A 17063-nucleotide genomic window follows, 5' to 3' on the forward strand; every position below is an offset into this window, starting at 1 on the left:
TGCGTGTCTGCTCGCCATTAATGAGTTTGCATCTGCCTGCATAACAATGCAGAATCGCTGCATGACGTCTGTAGCGGTGGCAGGCGCCAGCGGCTACGCCGGTGGCGAGATCCTGCGATTACTCCTCGGCCATCCCGCGTATGCCGACGGGCGCTTGACCATCGGCGCGCTGACCGCCGCGGCAAGTGCCGGAACCACGCTGGCCGAACATCACCCGCACCTGCTGCCGTTGGCATCGCGGGTGCTCGAAGCCACCGACGTTGATGTGCTGGCCGGCCACGACGTGGTCTTTCTCGGCTTGCCGCATGGACATTCGGCTGCCTTGGCCGAACAGCTCGGCCCCGACACGCTGATCATCGACTGCGGAGCGGACTTCCGGCTCACCGACGCTGCCGCATGGGAGAAGTTCTACGGATCGGCCCACGCCGGAAGCTGGCCCTACGGGCTGCCCGAACTGCCGGGCGCCCGGGAGAAGCTGCGCGGCACCAAGCGCGTCGCGGTACCGGGCTGCTATCCGACCGCCGCGCTGCTGGCCCTGCTGCCCGCCGTGGCTGCCGACCTGGTCGACCCCGCAGTGACGGTCGTCGCGGTCAGCGGCGCCTCGGGGGCCGGCAAATCGGCGAAGGTCGACCTGCTCGGCTCCGAGATCATCGGGTCGGCGCGGGCCTACAACATCGCGGGCAAGCACCGGCACACCCCCGAGATCGCCCAGGGACTGCGGGCGGTGACCGACAAGGACGTGACCGTCTCGTTCACCCCGGTGTTGATCCCGACCGCACGGGGCATCCTGGCGACCTGTACCGCGCGGACCACCGCGTCGGAATCCGAGATCCGGGCCGCCTACGAAAAGGCCTACGGCGCTGAGCCTTTCATTCACCTTCTGCCCGAAGGCCAGCTGCCCAAGACCGGCTCGGTGATCGGCAGCAACGCCGCCCAGTTGGCCGTGGCCGTGGATGCCGAGGCGCAGACGCTCGTCGCCGTCGCCGCCATCGACAACCTGACCAAGGGCACCGGCGGCGCGGCCGTGCAGTCGATGAACCTGGCGTTGGGTTGGCCGGAGACCGAAGGACTATCGATCGTGGGAGTGGCACCGTGAGTTCTGCACAGTCAGCCGACAGCATGACCACCGAAACCAAACTGGTTCGCACCCAGGGCGTTACCGCGGCAGCCGGCTTCCGCGCCGCCGGAATCGCCGCGGGCATCAAAGCGTCCGGCGCGCCGGACCTGGCACTGGTGTTCAACGAAGGCCCCGACTATGCGGCTGCGGGTGTGTTCACCAGCAACCAGATCAAGGCCGCGCCGGTGCTATGGTCCCAGCAGGTGCTCACCACCGGTCGACTGCGCGCCGTCATCCTGAACTCCGGTGGCGCCAACGCGTGCACGGGTGCGCCGGGCTTTCAGGATGCCCACGCCACCGCCGAGGGGGTGGCCGCCGCCCTGAGCGATTGGGGCACCGAGACCGGTGCCATCGAGGTCGCCGTGTGCTCCACGGGCCTGATCGGTGACCGGTTGCCGATGGACAAGGTGCTGGCCGGCGTGACCGAGATCGTGCACGAGTTGGCCGGTGGCCTGACCGGCGGCGAGGACGCGGCCCGGGCCATCATGACCACCGACACCGTGCCCAAACAGGTTGCGCTGCATCATTCGGTGGCGTCGGGGGAGAACTGGGTCCTCGGCGGGATGGCCAAGGGTGCCGGGATGATGGCGCCCTCGTTGGCCACCATGCTGGTGGTGCTGACCACCGACGCCGTGGCCAGTGCGGATGCGTTGAACTCCGCGCTGCGCCGGGCATCCACACTGACCTTCGACCGCCTCGACATCGACGGCAGCTGTTCCACCAACGACACGGTGCTGCTGCTGGCTTCCGGTGCCAGCGAGATCCAGCCCAGCCAAAGCGATCTCGACGATGCGGTGCTGCGGGTGTGCGAAGACCTGTGCACGCAGCTGCAGGCCGATGCCGAAGGCGTCACCAAACGCGTCGTCATCACCGTCACCGGTGCGGTCAGCGAGCAGGAAGCCGTCGTCGCGGCCCGGGCCATCGCGCGCGACAGCCTGGTCAAGACCGCGCTGTTCGGCTCCGACCCGAACTGGGGCCGGGTGCTGGCTGCCGTCGGCATCGCCCCGGTCACCCTTGATCCGCAACGGATCAGCGTGTCGTTCAACGGATCACCGGTGTGCATCGACGGTGCCGGGGCGCCGGGAGCGCGCGAGGTGGATCTGTCCGGTGAGGACATCGCCGTCGTCGTCGACCTGGCCGTCGGTGACGCGTCGGCATCCGTGCGGACCACGGACCTGTCGCACGCCTACGTCGAAGAGAACTCGGCCTACAGTTCATGAGCTTGCCCACGCCGATAAAAGCTCAGGTGCTGGCGGCGGCGTTGCCGTGGCTCAAGCAACTGCACGGCAAGATCGTCGTCGTCAAGTACGGCGGCAACGCCATGACCGACGAGACGCTCAAAGCCGCCTTCGCCGCCGACATGGTGTTTCTGCGCAATTGCGGCATCCACCCTGTGGTGGTGCACGGCGGTGGCCCGCAGATCAGCGCCATGCTCAAAAAGCTCGGTATCGCGGGCGATTTCAAGGGCGGCTTCCGGGTGACCACGCCCGAGGTGCTCGATGTGGCCCGCATGGTGCTGTTCGGCCAGGTGGGCCGCGAGCTGGTCAACCTGATCAACGCGCACGGCGCATATGCGGTCGGGGTCACCGGTGAGGACGCTCAGCTGTTCACGGCGGTACGACGCAGTGTGAACGTCGACGGTGTCGCCACCGACATCGGCCTGGTCGGCGACGTCGAGCACGTCAACGCCGGGTCGCTGCTGGATCTCATTGCCGCAGGGCGGATTCCAGTGGTGTCGACCATCGCCCCCGATGTCGACGGGGTAGTGCACAACATCAACGCCGACACCGCGGCGGCCGCACTGGCCGAGGCGCTCGGCGCGGAGAAGCTCGTGATGCTCACCGATGTCGAAGGGCTGTACACCGACTGGCCCGACCGCGACTCCCTGGTCAGCGAAATCGACGCGGGCGCACTCGCCGAGCTGCTGCCGCGCCTGGAATCGGGCATGGTGCCCAAGATCGAGGCCTGCCTGCGCGCCGTGGCAGGCGGCGTGCCCAGCGCCCACGTGATCGACGGCCGCGTCGAACACTGCGTGCTGGTCGAACTGTTCACCGATGAAGGAACCGGAACGAAAGTGGTGCCGAAGTGACCCTCCAAGACCGCTGGGAAGCGGTGATGATGAACAACTACGGCACCCCACCGCTGGCCCTGGTCAGTGGTGACGGTGCCGTGGTCACCGACGCCGAGGGCAAGCAGTACCTCGACCTGCTCGGCGGTATCGCCGTAAACCTGCTCGGGCACCGCCACCCCGCGGTCATCGAGGCCGTCACCACCCAGCTCAACACGCTCGGGCACACCTCGAATCTCTATGCCACCGAACCGGGTATCGCGTTGGCGGAGGCGCTCGTCGGCCATCTGGGAAGTCCCGCACGGGCGTTCTTCTGCAACTCGGGTACCGAAGCCAACGAGGTCGCCTTCAAGATCACCCGGCTCACCGGGAAGACGAACGTCGTTGCCGCGCAAGGCGCTTTCCACGGCCGCACGATGGGCTCGCTTGCGCTGACCGGCCAGCCCACCAAGCAGGCCCCGTTCGAACCGTTGCCGGGCAACGTCACCCACGTGCCGTACGGCGATGTCGACGCCCTCGCTGCCGCGGTCGACGACACCACGGCCGCGGTGTTCCTCGAACCGATCATGGGAGAGGGCGGGGTCGTCGTCCCACCGGCCGGCTACCTGGTCGCCGCGCGCGAGATCACCGCGAAACACGGTGCGCTGCTGATCCTCGACGAGGTACAGACCGGGGTGGGCCGCACCGGGGCCTTCTTCGCTCATCAGCACGACGGCATCACCCCGGACGTGGTGACGCTGGCCAAGGGGCTCGGCGGCGGACTGCCGATCGGTGCCTGCCTGGCCATCGGCGCCGCGGGAGACCTGCTGACCCCGGGCCTGCACGGCAGCACGTTCGGCGGCAACCCCGTGTGCACGGCCGCGGCGCTGGGCGTGCTGCGTGCGCTGTCCGACGGCGACCTCATTGCCCGCGCCGGTGTGCTCGGCAAGACCATCAGCCACGGCATCGAGGAGCTGGGCCATCCACTCGTCGACCACGTCCGCGGCAAGGGTCTGCTGCAGGGCATCGCGCTGACCGCGCCCAGTGCCAAGGCCGTCGAATCCGCCGCCCGCGACGCCGGCTTCCTGGTCAACGCGGCGGCCGCCGACGTCATCCGGCTGGCGCCGCCGCTGATCATCACCGAGGACCAGATCAACCAGTTCCTCACCGCGCTACCCGCGGTGCTCGACCAGGGGGCAAAATGACCCGACATTTCCTGCGTGACGACGACCTGACGCCCGACGAGCAGGCCGAGGTCCTCGCTTTGGCCGCCGAGCTCAAGAAGCAGCCGTTCTCGCGACGCCCGCTGGAGGGCCCGCGTGGCGTCGGCGTCATCTTCGAGAAGAACTCGACCCGCACCCGGTTCTCGTTCGAGATGGGCATCGCCCAGCTCGGTGGGCACGCCGTCGTCGTCGACGGTCGCAGCATGCAGCTGGGCCGCGAGGAGACGCTGGAGGACACCGGTGCGGTGCTGTCCCGTTACGTCGACGCCATCGTGTGGCGCACCTTCGCCCAGGAACGACTGACGGCCATGGCGTCGGGGGCGACCGTGCCGATCGTCAACGCGCTCTCCGACGAGTTCCACCCCTGCCAGGTGCTGGCCGACCTGCAGACCCTGGCCGAACGCAAGGGTGAGCTCAAGGGCCTGCGCATGACCTACCTCGGCGACGGCGCCAACAACATGGCGCACTCGTTGATGATCGGTGGCGTCACGGCAGGCATCAGCGTCACCGTCGCCGCGCCCGAGGGTTTCGGGCCCGACCCGCAGTACGTCGACGCGGCCCGCAAGCGCGCCGCGGAGACCGGCGCGTCGGTGACCGTCACCGATGACCCGCGGGCCGCGGTCGACGGCGTCGACGTGATCGTCACCGACACCTGGACGTCGATGGGCCAGGAGAACGACGGCCTCGACCGGGTCCGCCCGTTCCGCCCGTTCCAGGTCAACAGTGACCTGCTCAAGCTGGCCGACGCCGAAGCCGTTGTGCTGCATTGCCTTCCGGCGCACCGCGGCTACGAGATCACCGATGAGGTGATCGACGGCCCGCAGAGTGCGGTGTTCGACGAGGCCGAGAACCGGTTGCACGCGCAGAAGGCGCTGCTGGCCTGGTTGCTGGCACGCGCCTGAGCCCGTCATGAGTTCCCCGACCCGAGTCGGCCGTCAGGCCCGCATCGTCGCACTGCTGTCGTCACGCGCGGTGAGCAGCCAGACGGAGTTGGCGAGCCTGCTGGCCGACGAAGGCATCGAGGTCACCCAGGCCACGTTGTCGCGGGACCTGGAGGAACTCGGCGCCGTCAAACTGCGGGGCGCCGACGGCGGTGTCGGGGTCTACGTCGTCCCGGAAGACGGCAGCCCCGTGCGCGGGGTGTCCGGCGGCACCGAGCGGCTGACCCGATTGATGGGGGACTTGCTGGTTTCCACCGATGCCAGCGCTAACCTTGCCGTGCTGCGCACCCCGCCCGGGGCCGCGCACTACCTGGCCAGCGCCATCGACCGCGCAGCCCTGCCCTATGTGGTCGGCACCATCGCCGGTGACGACACCATCGCGGTGGTGGCGCGCGAACCGATGACCGGCGCTGAGCTGGCCACCACCCTCGAAAACCTGAAATAGAGCCCAACACAAGGAGATTGCTCATGTCCGATCGCGTCATCCTGGCGTACTCCGGAGGTCTCGACACCTCGGTCGCGATCAGCTGGATCGGTAAGGAAACCGGCCGCGAGGTCGTCGCCGTCGCCATCGACCTCGGTCAGGGTGGCGAGGACATGGAGGTCGTGCGGCAGCGGGCGCTGGACTGCGGCGCCGTCGAGGCCGTCGTGGTCGACGCGCGTGACGAGTTCGCGAACGAGTACTGCCTGCCCACCATCCAGTCCAACGCGCTGTACATGGACCGCTACCCGCTGGTGTCGGCGATCAGCCGACCGCTGATCGTCAAGCACCTGGTGGCCGCCGCGCGCGAGCACCAGGGCGGCATCGTCGCCCACGGCTGCACCGGCAAGGGCAACGACCAGGTCCGCTTCGAGGTCGGCTTCGCCTCGCTGGCACCCGATCTCGAGGTGCTCGCCCCGGTGCGTGACTACGCCTGGACCCGGGAGAAGGCCATCGCCTTCGCCGAGGAGAACGCCATCCCGATCAACGTCACCAAGCGCTCGCCGTTCTCCATCGACCAGAACGTGTGGGGCCGCGCGGTCGAAACGGGCTTCCTCGAGCACCTGTGGAACGCACCCACCAAGGACGTCTACGACTACACCGAAGACCCCACGGTCCACTGGAACACCCCCGACGAGGTCGTCGTCGGGTTCGAAAAGGGGGTGCCGGTCTCCATCGACGGCAAGCCGGTCACGGTGCTGGAGGCCATTGTCGAGCTCAACCGCCGCGCCGGCGCCCAGGGTGTCGGCCGCCTCGACGTGGTGGAGGACCGGCTGGTCGGTATCAAGAGCCGCGAAATCTACGAGGCCCCGGGCGCCATGGTGCTCATCACGGCCCACACCGAGCTGGAGCACGTCACCCTCGAACGTGAGCTGGGCCGGTTCAAGCGCAACACCGACCAGAAGTGGGGCGAGCTGGTGTACGACGGCCTCTGGTACTCGCCGCTGAAGCGGGCCCTGGAGTCGTTCGTCGCCCACACTCAGGAGCATGTGACCGGCGAGATCCGGCTGGTGCTGCACGGCGGCCACATCGCCGTCAACGGGCGGCGCAGCCCGGAGTCGCTCTACGACTTCAACCTCGCCACCTACGACGAGGGCGACAGCTTCGACCAGTCCAATGCCAAGGGCTTCGTGCACGTGCACGGTCTCAGCTCGAAGATCTCGGCCAAGCGCGACCTGGGTATCTAGTGCCGAGCAGTCCCCCGCAAGCGGGGGACTGCTCGCGGAAGGGTGGTGACGTGAGTACCAACGAAGGTTCGCTGTGGGGTGGCCGGTTCACCGATGGGCCGTCGGAAGCCCTTGCCGCGCTGAGCAAATCCACGCACTTCGACTGGGCGCTGGCCCCGTATGACGTGCGGGCCTCCAAGGCGCACGCCCGGGTGCTGCATCGCGCCGGGCTGCTCACCGATGAGCAGCGCGACGGGCTGCTGGCCGGCCTGGACAGCCTGGGCGAGGACCTCGCCGACGGCAGCTTCGGCCCGCTGCCCAGCGACGAGGACGTGCACGGTGCCCTGGAGCGTGGTCTGATCGACCGCGTCGGCCCCGACCTCGGCGGCCGGTTGCGGGCCGGACGGTCACGAAACGACCAGGTGGCCACGCTGTTCCGGATGTGGCTGCGCGACGCCATCACCACGGTCGGCACCGGCGTGCTGGATGTGGCCGCTGCCCTGGCCACCCAGGCCGCCGCGCACCCGACGGCGATCATGCCCGGCAAGACGCATCTGCAGTCGGCACAGCCGGTGCTGCTGGCACATCATCTGCTCGCCCATGCGCACCCGCTGCTGCGCGACGCGGACCGTCTCATCGACCTCGACAAGCGGGCGGCGGTGTCGCCCTACGGGTCCGGAGCCCTGGCCGGGTCATCGCTGGGTCTGGACCCCGACGCCATCGCCGACGAACTCGGGTTCACCGCGGCCGCCGACAACTCGATCGACGCGACGGCCTCGCGGGATTTCGCCGCGGAGGCGGCCTTCGTGTTCGCGATGATCGCTGTCGACCTGTCGAGGTTGGCGGAAGACATCATCCTCTGGAGCACAACGGAATTCGGCTACGTCACCCTGCACGACGCGTGGTCCACGGGCAGTTCGATCATGCCGCAGAAGAAAAATCCCGACATCGCCGAGCTGGCGCGCGGCAAGTCCGGCCGACTCATCGGCAATCTCACCGGGCTGCTCGCGACGCTCAAGGCGCAGCCACTGGCCTACAACCGGGACCTGCAAGAGGACAAGGAGCCGGTGTTCGACTCCGTCGCCCAGCTGGAGCTGTTGCTGCCTGCGGTGGCCGGTTTGGTGGGCACGCTGACGTTCGACACGGACCGGATGGCGGCGCTGGCCCCGCAGGGCTACACACTGGCCACCGACATCGCCGAATGGATGGTGCGCCAAGGTATTCCGTTCCGCATCGCGCATGAGGCGGCCGGCGCGGCGGTACGCACGGCCGAGGCCCGCGGAGTCGGGCTGGAGGAGCTGGCCGACGACGAGTTGGCAGGCATCCATCCCGGGCTGACCGCTCAGGTACGTGAGGTGCTGACGATCGCCGGGTCGGTCAACTCCCGCGACGCCCGCGGCGGAACCGCCCCGATCCAGGTGGCCAAGCAGCTCGGCGCGGTGCGTGACACCCTGGATCAGTTGCGGATCCGGCTGCGCTGAGCGACATTTCAGCGCTGCCGAGCCTCACTCCAGCTCTTCCGACAGCTCCAACCAGCGCGCCTCCAACTCGGCCACCTGGTCTTCCAACTCGCGCAGCTGCGCGGTGAGCCGGCCGAGGCCGACATGATCGGAATGGTCGTGCGCCGCGAGTTCGTCGTGCTTGTCGGAGATGCGCCCGGCCAGCTTGGCCAGCGACCGGTCGATCGAGGCGACCTCTTTCTCGATGTTGCGCAGCTCGGCGCCCGACTTGCCCTGCGTGGGCGCAGGCGTCGGTGCTGTGCGTGAGGCAGTAGCCGGGGCCGACGGTTGGGCCGCGAGCCGCAGGTACTCGTCGACGCCGCCGGGTAGGTGGCGCAGCCGGCCGTCGAGGATCGCGTACTGCTGATCGGTGACCCGCTCCAGCAGATAGCGGTCGTGCGACACCACGATCAGCGTGCCCGGCCAGGAGTCGAGCAGATCCTCGGTGGCGGTGAGCATGTCGGTGTCGACGTCGTTGGTCGGCTCGTCGAGCACCAGGACGTTCGGCTCGCTCAGCACCACCAGCATGAGCTGCAGCCGGCGCCGCTGCCCACCCGAGAGCTCGCCGACCCGTGACGAGAGTTGCGCCCGGTTGAAGCCCAACCGCTCCAGCAGCTGTGCCGGTGTGAGCTCCTTGCCGTCGATCATGTAGCTGGTCTGCAGCCGGCCCAGCACCTCCCGGACCATGTCGCCTGCCATGGCGTTCAGCTCGGTCGACTGCTGGTCGAGGATCGCCAGCCGCACGGTTTTCCCGCGCTTGACCCGGCCCGTGGTCGGGGTCACCGTGCCGGCGAGCAGACCGAGCAGCGTCGACTTCCCGGCGCCGTTGGCGCCGAGGATCCCGGTGCGTTCGCCCGGGGCGATGCGCCATTCGACGTCGCGCAGCACCTCGCGTCCGTCGAACGCGACGGACACGTCCAGCAGGTCGATGACGTCCTTGCCGAGGCGAGCGGTCGCCAGCCGGGACAGCTCGACGCTGTTGCGCAGCGGCGGTACGTCGGAGATCAGGGCGTTGGCCGCGTCGATGCGGAACTTGGGCTTGGAGCTGCGAGCCGGTGGGCCGCGCCGCAACCAGGCCAGTTCTTTACGCATCAGGTTCTGCCGTTTGGCCTCGGACGCGGCGGCGATCCGATCGCGCTCCACCCGCTGCAGCACGTACGCCGCATACCCGCCCTCGAAGGGCTCGACGATGCCGTCGTGCACCTCCCAGGTGGTCGTCGCGACCTCGTCGAGAAACCAGCGGTCGTGGGTGATCAGCAGCAGCCCACCCGCACCGCGCGCCCAGCGGCCCTGCAGATGCCCGGCCAGCCAGGTGATGCCTTCGATGTCGAGGTGGTTGGTGGGCTCGTCGAGGGCGACGACGTCCCAATCGCCGATCAGCAGCGCAGCCAGCTGCACCCGGCGGCGTTGCCCACCTGAGAGTGTGCCGACGGTCGCGTCGAATCCGATGTCGGCCACCAGTCCGCCGATGACGTCCCGCACGCGGGCGTCCCCGGCCCATTCGTGCTCCGGCCGGTCACCGACCAGCGACCAGCCCACGGTGTGCTCGGAGTCCAGCGTGTCGGTCTGGTCGAGTGCCCCCACCCGCAGGCCTCCGCGCTGGGTGACGCGGCCGCCATGCGGGGTGATGCGCCCGGTCAGCATGCCCAGCAGGCTCGATTTGCCGTCGCCGTTGCGGCCGACGATGCCGATGCGGTCGCCGTCACTGACGCCCACGGTGACAGCGTCGAACACCACACCTGTCGGGTACTCCAGGTGCAGGGCTTCGCCGCCGAGTAGGTGTGCCATCGCCGCCGACCTTAGCGTCAGCGTCGGCCCCGCCGCGAAGGTGTCGGCGCGGTTTGCCTCAGGCGTCGTCGGCGGTGCGGTGACGTGCCATGATGACCACGTCGGTCGGGGACAGCACGTCAAAACGTAGGGGAGCGGGCGTTGATGGATTTCTCGGCAGTGACCAAACCGGTGGAGCGGTTGCTGGCGACTGCGCAGAACGGGCTCGAGGTGCTGCGCTACGGAGGCCTGGAGACCGGCGCCGTCCCATCTCCGTTCCAGATCATCCAGAGCGTGCCGATGTTCAAGCTGCGCCGGTACTTCCCGCCCGACGTCCGTCCCGGTGCCGCAGACCCCGGCCCGCCGGTGTTGATGGTGCACCCGATGATGATGGCCGCCGACATGTGGGACGTGACTCGCGACGAAGGCGCCGTGGGCATCCTGCATCGCGCAGGCATCGACCCGTGGGTGATCGATTTCGGCTCGCCGGACAAGGTCGAGGGCGGGATGCAGCGCAACCTCGCCGACCACGTCGTGGCGCTCAGCGAAGCCATCGACACCGTCAAGACGGTCACCGGTCGCGACGTGCACCTCGCCGGTTACTCACAGGGCGGCATGTTCGCCTACCAGACCGCCGCGTATCGGCGGTCCAAGGACCTGGCCAGCATCATCGCGTTCGGGTCGCCGGTGGACACACTGGCCGCACTCCCGATGAACCTGCCCGCCGGTGTCGCCGCCGGTGCCGCCGACTTCATGGCCGACCATGTCTTCAGCCGGATCGACATCCCCGGCTGGCTGGCCCGCACCGGTTTCCAGATGCTCGACCCGATCAAGACGGCCCAGTCCCGGCTGGACTTCCTGCGCCAGTTGCACGACCGTGAGGCATTGCTGCCTCGCGAGCAGCAACGGCGGTTCCTGGCCTCCGAGGGCTGGATCGCCTGGTCCGGCCCTGCGATTTCCGAGCTGCTCAAGCAGTTCATCGCCCACAACCGAATGATGACCGGCGGCTTCTCCATCCACGGCGACCTGGTGACGCTGTCCGACATCGACTGCCCGGTGCTCGCCGTGGTCGGTGAGGTCGACGACATCGGGCAGCCGGTGGCGGTCCGGGGCATCAAACGCGCCGCACCGCAGGCCGACGTGTACGAATACCTGATCCGGGCCGGGCATTTCGGCCTGGTCGTCGGCTCGAAGGCCTCGAATCAGACGTGGCCCACGGTGGCCCAGTGGGTCAAGTGGCTCGACAACGCCGAGGAGATGCCCGACGGCGTCGTCCCGATGGGCCTGCCGTCGGCCGATCACCCCGAAGGCGGCGTGTCGTTCACGACGCGCGTCACCCATGGCGCGACCGCCGCCACCGAGATGGCCTTCGGCGTGGCCCGTTCGGCGGCCGACGCGTTGGTGGCGGCGAACAAGTCGGCCCGGACGCTGGTCATCGAAACGGCCCGCACGCTGCCGAGGCTGGCCCGCCTCGGGCAGGTCAACGACCACACCCGGATCTCGCTGGGCCGCATCATGAGCGAGCAGGCGCGCAATCTCCCCAACGGCGAGGCGCTGCTGTTCGACGGCCGGGTGCACACCTACGAAGCCGTCGACCGCCGGATCAACAACGTGGTCCGCGGCCTGATCGACGTCGGGGTGCGTCAGGGCGCACACGTCGGCGTGCTGATGGAGACGCGGCCCAGCGCGCTGGTGGCCATCGCCGCGCTGTCGCGCCTGGGTGCCGTGGCCGTGTTGATGCCGCCCGATGTGGATCTGGCGGAAGCTGCGCGGCTGGGCGGGGTGTCGGAGATCATCGCGGACCCGAGCCATCTTGAGGCGGCCCGGCAGCTGGAGACCCGGGTCCTGGTGCTGGGCGGCGGCGAGAACCGCGACCTGCACCTGCCCGAGGACTCCGACGTCATCGACATGGAGCAGATCAACCCAGACGTGGTCGAGCTGCCCGGCTGGTACCGATCCAACCCCGGCCTGGCGCGCGACCTCGCCTTCGTCGCGTTCACCACGGTCGGTGGCGAACTCGTCGCCCGGCAGATCACCAACTTCCGGTGGGCGCTGTCGGCGTTCGGCACCGCGTCGGCGGCCAACCTCGGCCGCGGGGACACGGTGTACTGCCTGACGCCGCTGCACCACCAGTCCGGACTGCTGGTCGCCCTCGGCGGGGCGGTCGTGGGTGGCTCGCGCATCGCGCTGTCGCGCGGTCTGCAGCCCGACCGGTTCCTCCAGGAGATCCGCCAGTACGGCGTCACGGTCGTCTCCTACACCTGGGCGATGCTGCGCGAGGTCATCGACGACCCGTCCTTCTCGCTCGTCGGCTCACATCCGGTGCGGCTGTTCATCGGCTCCGGCATGCCCGCAGGACTGTGGAAGCGGGTGGTCGAGATCTTCGAGCCCGCCCAGGTGGTGGAGTTCTTCGCGACCACCGACGGGCAGGCAGTGCTGGCCAACGTGGCCGGCGCCAAGATCGGCAGCAAGGGCCGGCCACTGCCCGGCGCCGGGCACGTCGAATTGGCCGCCTACGACGCCGACGACGATCTCATTCTCGAGGATGAGCAGGGCTTCGTCCGCAAGGCCGATCCGAACGAGGTCGGCGTGCTGCTGGCCCATCCGCGTGGGCCGGTCGACCCGACCGCCGCGGTCAAGCGCGGTGTCTTCGCACCGGCCGACACCTGGGTGTCCACCGAGTTCCTGTTCCGCCGCGATGAGGACGGCGACTACTGGCAGGTGGACAACCGCACCGCCGTGATCCACACCGAGCGCGGACCCGTCTACGGCACCCCGATCAGCGACGCCGTGGGACGCCTCGACGCCGTCGACCTCGCCGTCACCTACGGCGTCGACCTGGGCGGTCAGCAGGTGGCCGTCACTGCTCTGGCGCTCCGCCCGGGCGGCAGCATCCCTACCGCCGATCTCACGCACGCACTCGCGGACCTGCCGGTGGGCAACCCGCCGGACTTCGTGCACGTGGTGGCCGACATGGAACTCGGCGCGTCGTACCGGCCGATGGCGGGCCCGTTGCAGGTTGCCGGACTTCCGAAACCGGCCCGGCGTAACTCCTGGTACCTCGATCCCGATACCCAGACGTACAAGACGCTGACCGTGGCCGTATGGACCGAACTGAGCTCAGGACAGGGCGAGCCCGATACGGCTGCCGATCCGTCCTAGCAGCCGTATCGTCGGAGCCCTGTTAGGCTCCGCCATGCGGCGCACCGAGTGGAGGATTGATGACATCGCAGACGAGCGGAAACCGTTGGCGGGTTGCCGTCACCGGCGCGGTGGCCGGTAGCGCACTCGCCGCCGGCTTGCTGGCCGGCGTCGGAGCGCCGATCGCGCTGGCCGATCCCGCGGCTGACGCCAATGCGAATGCGGCAGCGACGGCTGACGCGCCGCCCGCAGCACCGGAGATGACGGCCGACGAGGCGCTCGCCATCATCGACAAGGAGTACGACACCGGCGCGGGTGGCGGCCAGATCTCCCAGTTGATCCACTCGATCCTGCAACTGCGGGCGCAGGGCTTCAAGCCGTCGAATGGCAACCGCGAGGCCATCGTCGCCGCGCTGGACAAGCGGCCCAACCAGACGCCGCTGATCGATGCGCTCAAGAACACGCTGGCCTATCAGCGCAAGTTGCAGGCGCGCGCCAACGGCTCGCAGTCCTCGGGTGGCATCTCCGCCGGCATCAACCAGACCGGTCCCGGCCAGGTGCCCATCCCCGGTGCACCAGGTACGCCCGGCATCTCACTCGGCCCCGACAACTCCGGCATCAACGTCCCGATCGGCTGATCGGTGATCGACGACAAGCTCCTCAAGATTCTGGTGTGCCCGCAGGATCGTGGCCCTCTCCTGTTGGCCGGCAATGACTGGCTGTACAACGCGCGGCTGCGCCGGGCCTACCGCATCGACGACGGCATCCCGGTCCTGCTCGTCGACGAGGCTGTCGAGGTCGACGACGCCGAGCATCAGCGGCTGTTGGACCTGGCCGGCTCACCCGAAGCCGGGTAGCTCCCCGGTCAGATACCGCTGCAAGTTGGGGCCGATGGTCTCGACAACCTGCTCGACCGACAGCGATTTGAACGGCTCAAGCTCCAGGATGTAGCGCGCCAGCACCACACCAAAGAGCTGCGATGCCACGAACTGCACCCGTGTTCGGCCGCTGCCCGGTGGGTTGTCGACGCGGGGCCCGACCTCGGCGACGATGACGTCCTGCAGGAAGGTCCGCAGCAGCGAGATCTCACCACCGGCCAGGATCGAGCGCAACGTGGCGATCAACCCTTTGCCCATCTCGGAATCCCACAGCGGCAACAGAATTGACGGCAGCGTGTGGCCGAGCTGCCCGACCGGAACCTCCCGCAGCGGCCCGATCACGGTCATCGGATCGATCGGAATATGGATCGCGGCGGCGAACAGTTGGGTCTTGGTCCCGTAGTAGTGGTGCACCAATGCGGGATCCACCCCGGCATCGGTGGCGATCGCCCGGATCGATGTTTTGTCGATCCCGTTGCGCGCGAACAACTCCCGCGCGCTGGCGAGGATGCGATCCCGGGTGTCGGACGGGCCCGGTGGCCGTCCTGGCCGTTTGCGTTCTCTCATGGGGTCCGTCGTCGCAGGGTCGCTGCCGCCAGGCCGAGCGCCAGGGCGGCGAAGCCCACCACCACGGCGATGTCACGCGCGGCGATCGCCGTCAGATCCGGATGGGAACCGACCTGCTGCAGCGCCTCGAGCGCATAGCTGGCGGGCAGCACGTTGCTGATCCACTGCAGCCATTCGGGCAGCGCCTCGCGGGGCACGATGATGCCGCACAACAGCAGCTGCGGGACGATCACCACCGGCATGAACTGCACGGCCTGGAACTCCGTGCGAGCGAACGCGCTGCACAGCAGGCCCAATCCGACGCCGAGCACAGCGTTGATGATGGCGATGAGGAACACCAACAGCGGACTGCCTGCGGTGCTGAACCCGAGGAACCAGAAGGCGACGATGCACGCCAGGCTCGCTTGTGCGGCGGCCGCGATCGAGAATGCCGTGCCGTAGGCGGCCAGCAGGTCGAACCGCCGCAACGGGGTGGTCAGGATCCGTTCGAGCGTCCCCGAAACCCGTTCGCGCTGCATGGTGATCGAGGTGATCAGGAACATGACCACCAGGGGAAACACGCCGAGCATGATCAGACAGGCGTTGTTGAACGGGCTCGGCGCGCCCGGCCGGTGTGGTGCGTCGTGGAACATGAAGTACATCAGCGTGATGACCAGGCTCGGCACCACCAGGATCATCGCCACGCTGCGGTGATCGGCGGCGAGTTGACGCAGGATCCGACCGGTCGTCGCCAGGTAGGCCTGCGGGCTGAGCCGGCTGCGTTGGGTCAGGCCGCGGTGCGCTGGCGGATGACGGTCAGAAACGCTTCCTCCAGGGATGTGCATGACGTGTCCTTCCGGAGTTGGGCCGGGGTGGTGTGGGCGAGCACGCTGCCTTCGCGCATGAGGAGCAGGTCGCCGCAGTGGTCGGCCTCGTCCATGACGTGGCTGGAGACCAGCAGGGTGGCCCCGCGCCGGGACAGCTCGCGGAACTGCTCCCAGAGTTCGACGCGTAGCACGGGATCGAGGCCGACGGTGGGTTCGTCGAGTACGAGCAGCTCGGGGTCGGCGACCAGCGCGCAGGCCAGCGATGCGCGGGTGCGCTGACCACCGGACAAGTTGCCGCAGTACGCGGTTCGGTGATCGTGCAGGCCGACCGCTTGAACCGCATCGTCGGCGGCTTTGGCGGTGGTGCCGTATAGCGCGGCGAAATAGCGGACGTTGTCGATGACCCGAAGGTCGTCGTAGATGGTCGGATCCTGTGTGACATAACCGACCCGGTGCCGTAGCGGGGCACTGCCGGCGGGGTGTCCCAGCACGGTCACCGATCCGGAGGCGATGATCTGGGTGCCTACCACACACCGCATCAACGTGGTCTTTCCGCAACCTGACGGGCCGAGCAGGCCGGTGATCGCGCCGCGGGCGATCTGCACGGTGACATCGCGCAGCGCTGGGCGCTTGCCACGAATCACCGTCAGCCCTGCGATGTCGACGGCCGGCCGTGATCGGAATTCATCAGACGATGAAGTCATCATGTAATGAATATCCTCCCGGTCGTGGACCGGTGTCAACGGTGCCCGGCCCAGCAGTGCAGAATCGCTCGGATGGGCGCCGAACTACTGGTGGGAGACCCGGTTGCAGCAGCCCGTCGGCTACTCGGCGCCCAGCTCAGCGGGCGTGGCGTCGAGGCGACGATCGTCGAGGTCGAGGCCTACGGCGGGCCGCTCGACGGGCCCTGGCCCGACGCCGCGTCCCACTCCTTTCGCGGCCCGCGGGGGCGCAACCTGGTGATGTACGGCCCGCCCGGGCGGATGTACACCTACCGCAGCCATGGCATCCACGTGTGCGCCAACGTGGTGTGCGGCTACGACGGGATCGCAGGTGCGGTGCTGCTGCGGGCGGCAGCCGTCACCGGCGGACTGCCGCAGGCCCAAGACCGGCGGGGCGCCGCGGTGACACCGGCGGCGCTGGCTCGCGGCCCCGGCAATCTGTGTTCGGCGCTCGGAATCATCATGGAGGACAACGGAATCGACCTGTTCGACGAGCGCAGTCCGGTCCGGCTGCGGTTCGGTGCACCGCACGCGGCGGTCGACGGGCCGCGGGTCGGTGTCAGTGTGGCGGCCGACCGGCCCTGGCGATTCTGGCTCGAGGGACGCCGTGAGGTGTCCGCCTACCGGAGAAGCCCGCGGGCACCCGCGCCCGGCGACAGCGACTGATCGCCGGACGGCTGAGCGATGCGACGATGCGGCATGATCTCC

16 protein-coding genes are annotated in these 17063 nt (G+C 68.7%); 12 read left to right on the forward strand and 4 right to left on the reverse strand.

All coding sequences use genetic code 11. From position 1 onward, the window contains the following. Window positions 1–46 precede the first annotated feature (46 nt). From argC to argH, 8 genes are read left to right on the forward strand one after another with little or no spacing between them, the layout of a single operon-like run. Window positions 47–1096 (forward strand): N-acetyl-gamma-glutamyl-phosphate reductase, encoded by a 1050-nt coding sequence (argC, locus tag BTO20_RS14610; protein ID WP_198344386.1) that lies wholly within the window; start codon window positions 47–49, stop codon window positions 1094–1096. 23 nt (window positions 1097–1119) lie between these two features. Beyond that, window positions 1120–2337: a bifunctional glutamate N-acetyltransferase/amino-acid acetyltransferase ArgJ gene (gene argJ, locus BTO20_RS14615; RefSeq protein ID WP_087082095.1), complete on the forward strand. Its 1218-nt coding sequence runs from the start codon at window positions 1120–1122 to the stop codon at window positions 2335–2337. Further along, window positions 2334–3206, forward strand: coding sequence for an acetylglutamate kinase (argB, locus tag BTO20_RS14620; RefSeq protein WP_087076944.1), 873 nt, complete (start codon window positions 2334–2336; stop codon window positions 3204–3206). The genes argJ and argB overlap by 4 nt, the downstream gene beginning before the upstream one ends. A 26-nt stretch (window positions 3207–3232) precedes the next feature. Continuing rightward, window positions 3233–4369 carry an acetylornithine transaminase gene (locus tag BTO20_RS14625; RefSeq protein ID WP_232491230.1) on the forward strand — a complete coding sequence of 379 codons (1137 nt, stop codon included), beginning with the start codon at window positions 3233–3235 and terminating at the stop codon, window positions 4367–4369. Continuing rightward, a complete protein-coding gene (argF, locus tag BTO20_RS14630; protein WP_087076948.1) occupies window positions 4366–5289 on the forward strand; it encodes an ornithine carbamoyltransferase in 924 nt (307 codons plus the stop codon). Before BTO20_RS14625 ends, argF begins: the two co-directional genes overlap by 4 nt. 7 nt (window positions 5290–5296) lie before the next feature. Then, complete coding sequence (locus BTO20_RS14635; RefSeq protein WP_087076950.1) at window positions 5297–5773, forward strand: arginine repressor; 477 nt, start codon at window positions 5297–5299, stop codon at window positions 5771–5773. 23 nt (window positions 5774–5796) lie between these two features. Then, window positions 5797–6996 carry an argininosuccinate synthase gene (locus tag BTO20_RS14640; RefSeq protein ID WP_087076952.1) on the forward strand — a complete coding sequence of 400 codons (1200 nt, stop codon included), beginning with the start codon at window positions 5797–5799 and terminating at the stop codon, window positions 6994–6996. Window positions 6997–7046: 50 nt separating this feature from the next. Beyond that, window positions 7047–8456, forward strand: a complete 1410-nt coding sequence (argH, locus tag BTO20_RS14645; RefSeq protein ID WP_087076954.1) for an argininosuccinate lyase — start codon at window positions 7047–7049, stop codon at window positions 8454–8456. A gap of 24 nt (window positions 8457–8480) precedes the next feature. Here argH and BTO20_RS14650 read toward each other — a convergent pair whose 3' ends face one another. After that, on the reverse strand, window positions 8481–10262 hold the full coding sequence (locus BTO20_RS14650) for an ABC-F family ATP-binding cassette domain-containing protein (protein WP_087076956.1): 1782 nt from the start codon (window positions 10260–10262) through the stop codon (window positions 8481–8483). Window positions 10263–10406: 144 nt separating this feature from the next. Here BTO20_RS14650 and BTO20_RS14655 point away from each other — a divergent pair, with 144 nt between their 5' ends. Genes BTO20_RS14655 through BTO20_RS14665 form a run of 3 tightly spaced genes read left to right on the forward strand, consistent with a single transcriptional unit; the run spans window position 10407 to window position 14239 of the window. Further along, window positions 10407–13403, forward strand: a complete 2997-nt coding sequence (locus BTO20_RS14655; RefSeq protein ID WP_087076958.1) for an acyl-CoA synthetase — start codon at window positions 10407–10409, stop codon at window positions 13401–13403. Window positions 13404–13462: 59 nt separating this feature from the next. Beyond that, window positions 13463–14020 (forward strand): hypothetical protein, encoded by a 558-nt coding sequence (locus BTO20_RS14660; protein ID WP_087076960.1) that lies wholly within the window; start codon window positions 13463–13465, stop codon window positions 14018–14020. Between the two features lie 3 nt (window positions 14021–14023). Further along, the gene (locus tag BTO20_RS14665; protein ID WP_087076962.1) at window positions 14024–14239 is read left to right on the forward strand and encodes a Trm112 family protein; all 216 of its coding nucleotides are present in this window, start codon (window positions 14024–14026) and stop codon (window positions 14237–14239) included. On the opposite strand, the gene BTO20_RS14670 is transcribed toward BTO20_RS14665, so the two are convergent. Genes BTO20_RS14670 through BTO20_RS14680 form a run of 3 tightly spaced genes read right to left on the reverse strand, consistent with a single transcriptional unit; the run spans window position 14222 to window position 16340 of the window. After that, on the reverse strand, window positions 14222–14827 hold the full coding sequence (locus BTO20_RS14670; RefSeq protein WP_087076964.1) for a TetR/AcrR family transcriptional regulator: 606 nt from the start codon (window positions 14825–14827) through the stop codon (window positions 14222–14224). The genes BTO20_RS14665 and BTO20_RS14670 overlap by 18 nt on opposite strands. Next, a complete protein-coding gene (locus BTO20_RS14675) occupies window positions 14824–15651 on the reverse strand; it encodes an ABC transporter permease (RefSeq protein WP_198344387.1) in 828 nt (275 codons plus the stop codon). The genes BTO20_RS14670 and BTO20_RS14675 overlap by 4 nt, the downstream gene beginning before the upstream one ends. After that, window positions 15594–16340, reverse strand: a complete 747-nt coding sequence (locus BTO20_RS14680; protein ID WP_087076966.1) for an ABC transporter ATP-binding protein — start codon at window positions 16338–16340, stop codon at window positions 15594–15596. Before BTO20_RS14680 ends, BTO20_RS14675 begins: the two co-directional genes overlap by 58 nt. A 69-nt stretch (window positions 16341–16409) precedes the next feature. On the opposite strand from BTO20_RS14680, the gene BTO20_RS14685 reads away from it, so the two are divergent. Further along, window positions 16410–17021 (forward strand): DNA-3-methyladenine glycosylase, encoded by a 612-nt coding sequence (locus BTO20_RS14685; protein ID WP_087076968.1) that lies wholly within the window; start codon window positions 16410–16412, stop codon window positions 17019–17021. The last annotated feature ends 42 nt before the right edge of the window (window positions 17022–17063 follow it).

The organism is Mycobacterium dioxanotrophicus (genome assembly GCF_002157835.1).
Lineage (GTDB): Bacteria > Actinomycetota > Actinomycetes > Mycobacteriales > Mycobacteriaceae > Mycobacterium > Mycobacterium dioxanotrophicus.

What these genes read in the sequence shown, in the direction of transcription:
- argC (WP_198344386.1), top strand. Translation starts at nt 47, where the DNA reads ATGCAGAATCGCTGCATGACGTCTGTAGCGGTGGCAGGCGCCAGCGGC.
- argJ (WP_087082095.1), top strand. Translation starts at nt 1,120, where the DNA reads ATGACCACCGAAACCAAACTGGTTCGCACCCAGGGCGTTACCGCGGCA.
- argB (WP_087076944.1), top strand. Translation starts at nt 2,334, where the DNA reads ATGAGCTTGCCCACGCCGATAAAAGCTCAGGTGCTGGCGGCGGCGTTG.
- BTO20_RS14625 (WP_232491230.1), top strand. Translation starts at nt 3,233, where the DNA reads ATGATGAACAACTACGGCACCCCACCGCTGGCCCTGGTCAGTGGTGAC.
- argF (WP_087076948.1), top strand. Translation starts at nt 4,366, where the DNA reads ATGACCCGACATTTCCTGCGTGACGACGACCTGACGCCCGACGAGCAG.
- BTO20_RS14635 (WP_087076950.1), top strand. Translation starts at nt 5,297, where the DNA reads ATGAGTTCCCCGACCCGAGTCGGCCGTCAGGCCCGCATCGTCGCACTG.
- BTO20_RS14640 (WP_087076952.1), top strand. Translation starts at nt 5,797, where the DNA reads ATGTCCGATCGCGTCATCCTGGCGTACTCCGGAGGTCTCGACACCTCG.
- BTO20_RS14650 (WP_087076956.1), bottom strand. Translation starts at nt 10,262, where the DNA reads ATGGCACACCTACTCGGCGGCGAAGCCCTGCACCTGGAGTACCCGACA.
- BTO20_RS14655 (WP_087076958.1), top strand. Translation starts at nt 10,407, where the DNA reads ATGGATTTCTCGGCAGTGACCAAACCGGTGGAGCGGTTGCTGGCGACT.
- BTO20_RS14660 (WP_087076960.1), top strand. Translation starts at nt 13,463, where the DNA reads ATGACATCGCAGACGAGCGGAAACCGTTGGCGGGTTGCCGTCACCGGC.
- BTO20_RS14670 (WP_087076964.1), bottom strand. Translation starts at nt 14,827, where the DNA reads ATGAGAGAACGCAAACGGCCAGGACGGCCACCGGGCCCGTCCGACACC.
- BTO20_RS14675 (WP_198344387.1), bottom strand. Translation starts at nt 15,651, where the DNA reads ATGCACATCCCTGGAGGAAGCGTTTCTGACCGTCATCCGCCAGCGCAC.
- BTO20_RS14680 (WP_087076966.1), bottom strand. Translation starts at nt 16,340, where the DNA reads ATGATGACTTCATCGTCTGATGAATTCCGATCACGGCCGGCCGTCGAC.
- BTO20_RS14685 (WP_087076968.1), top strand. Translation starts at nt 16,410, where the DNA reads ATGGGCGCCGAACTACTGGTGGGAGACCCGGTTGCAGCAGCCCGTCGG.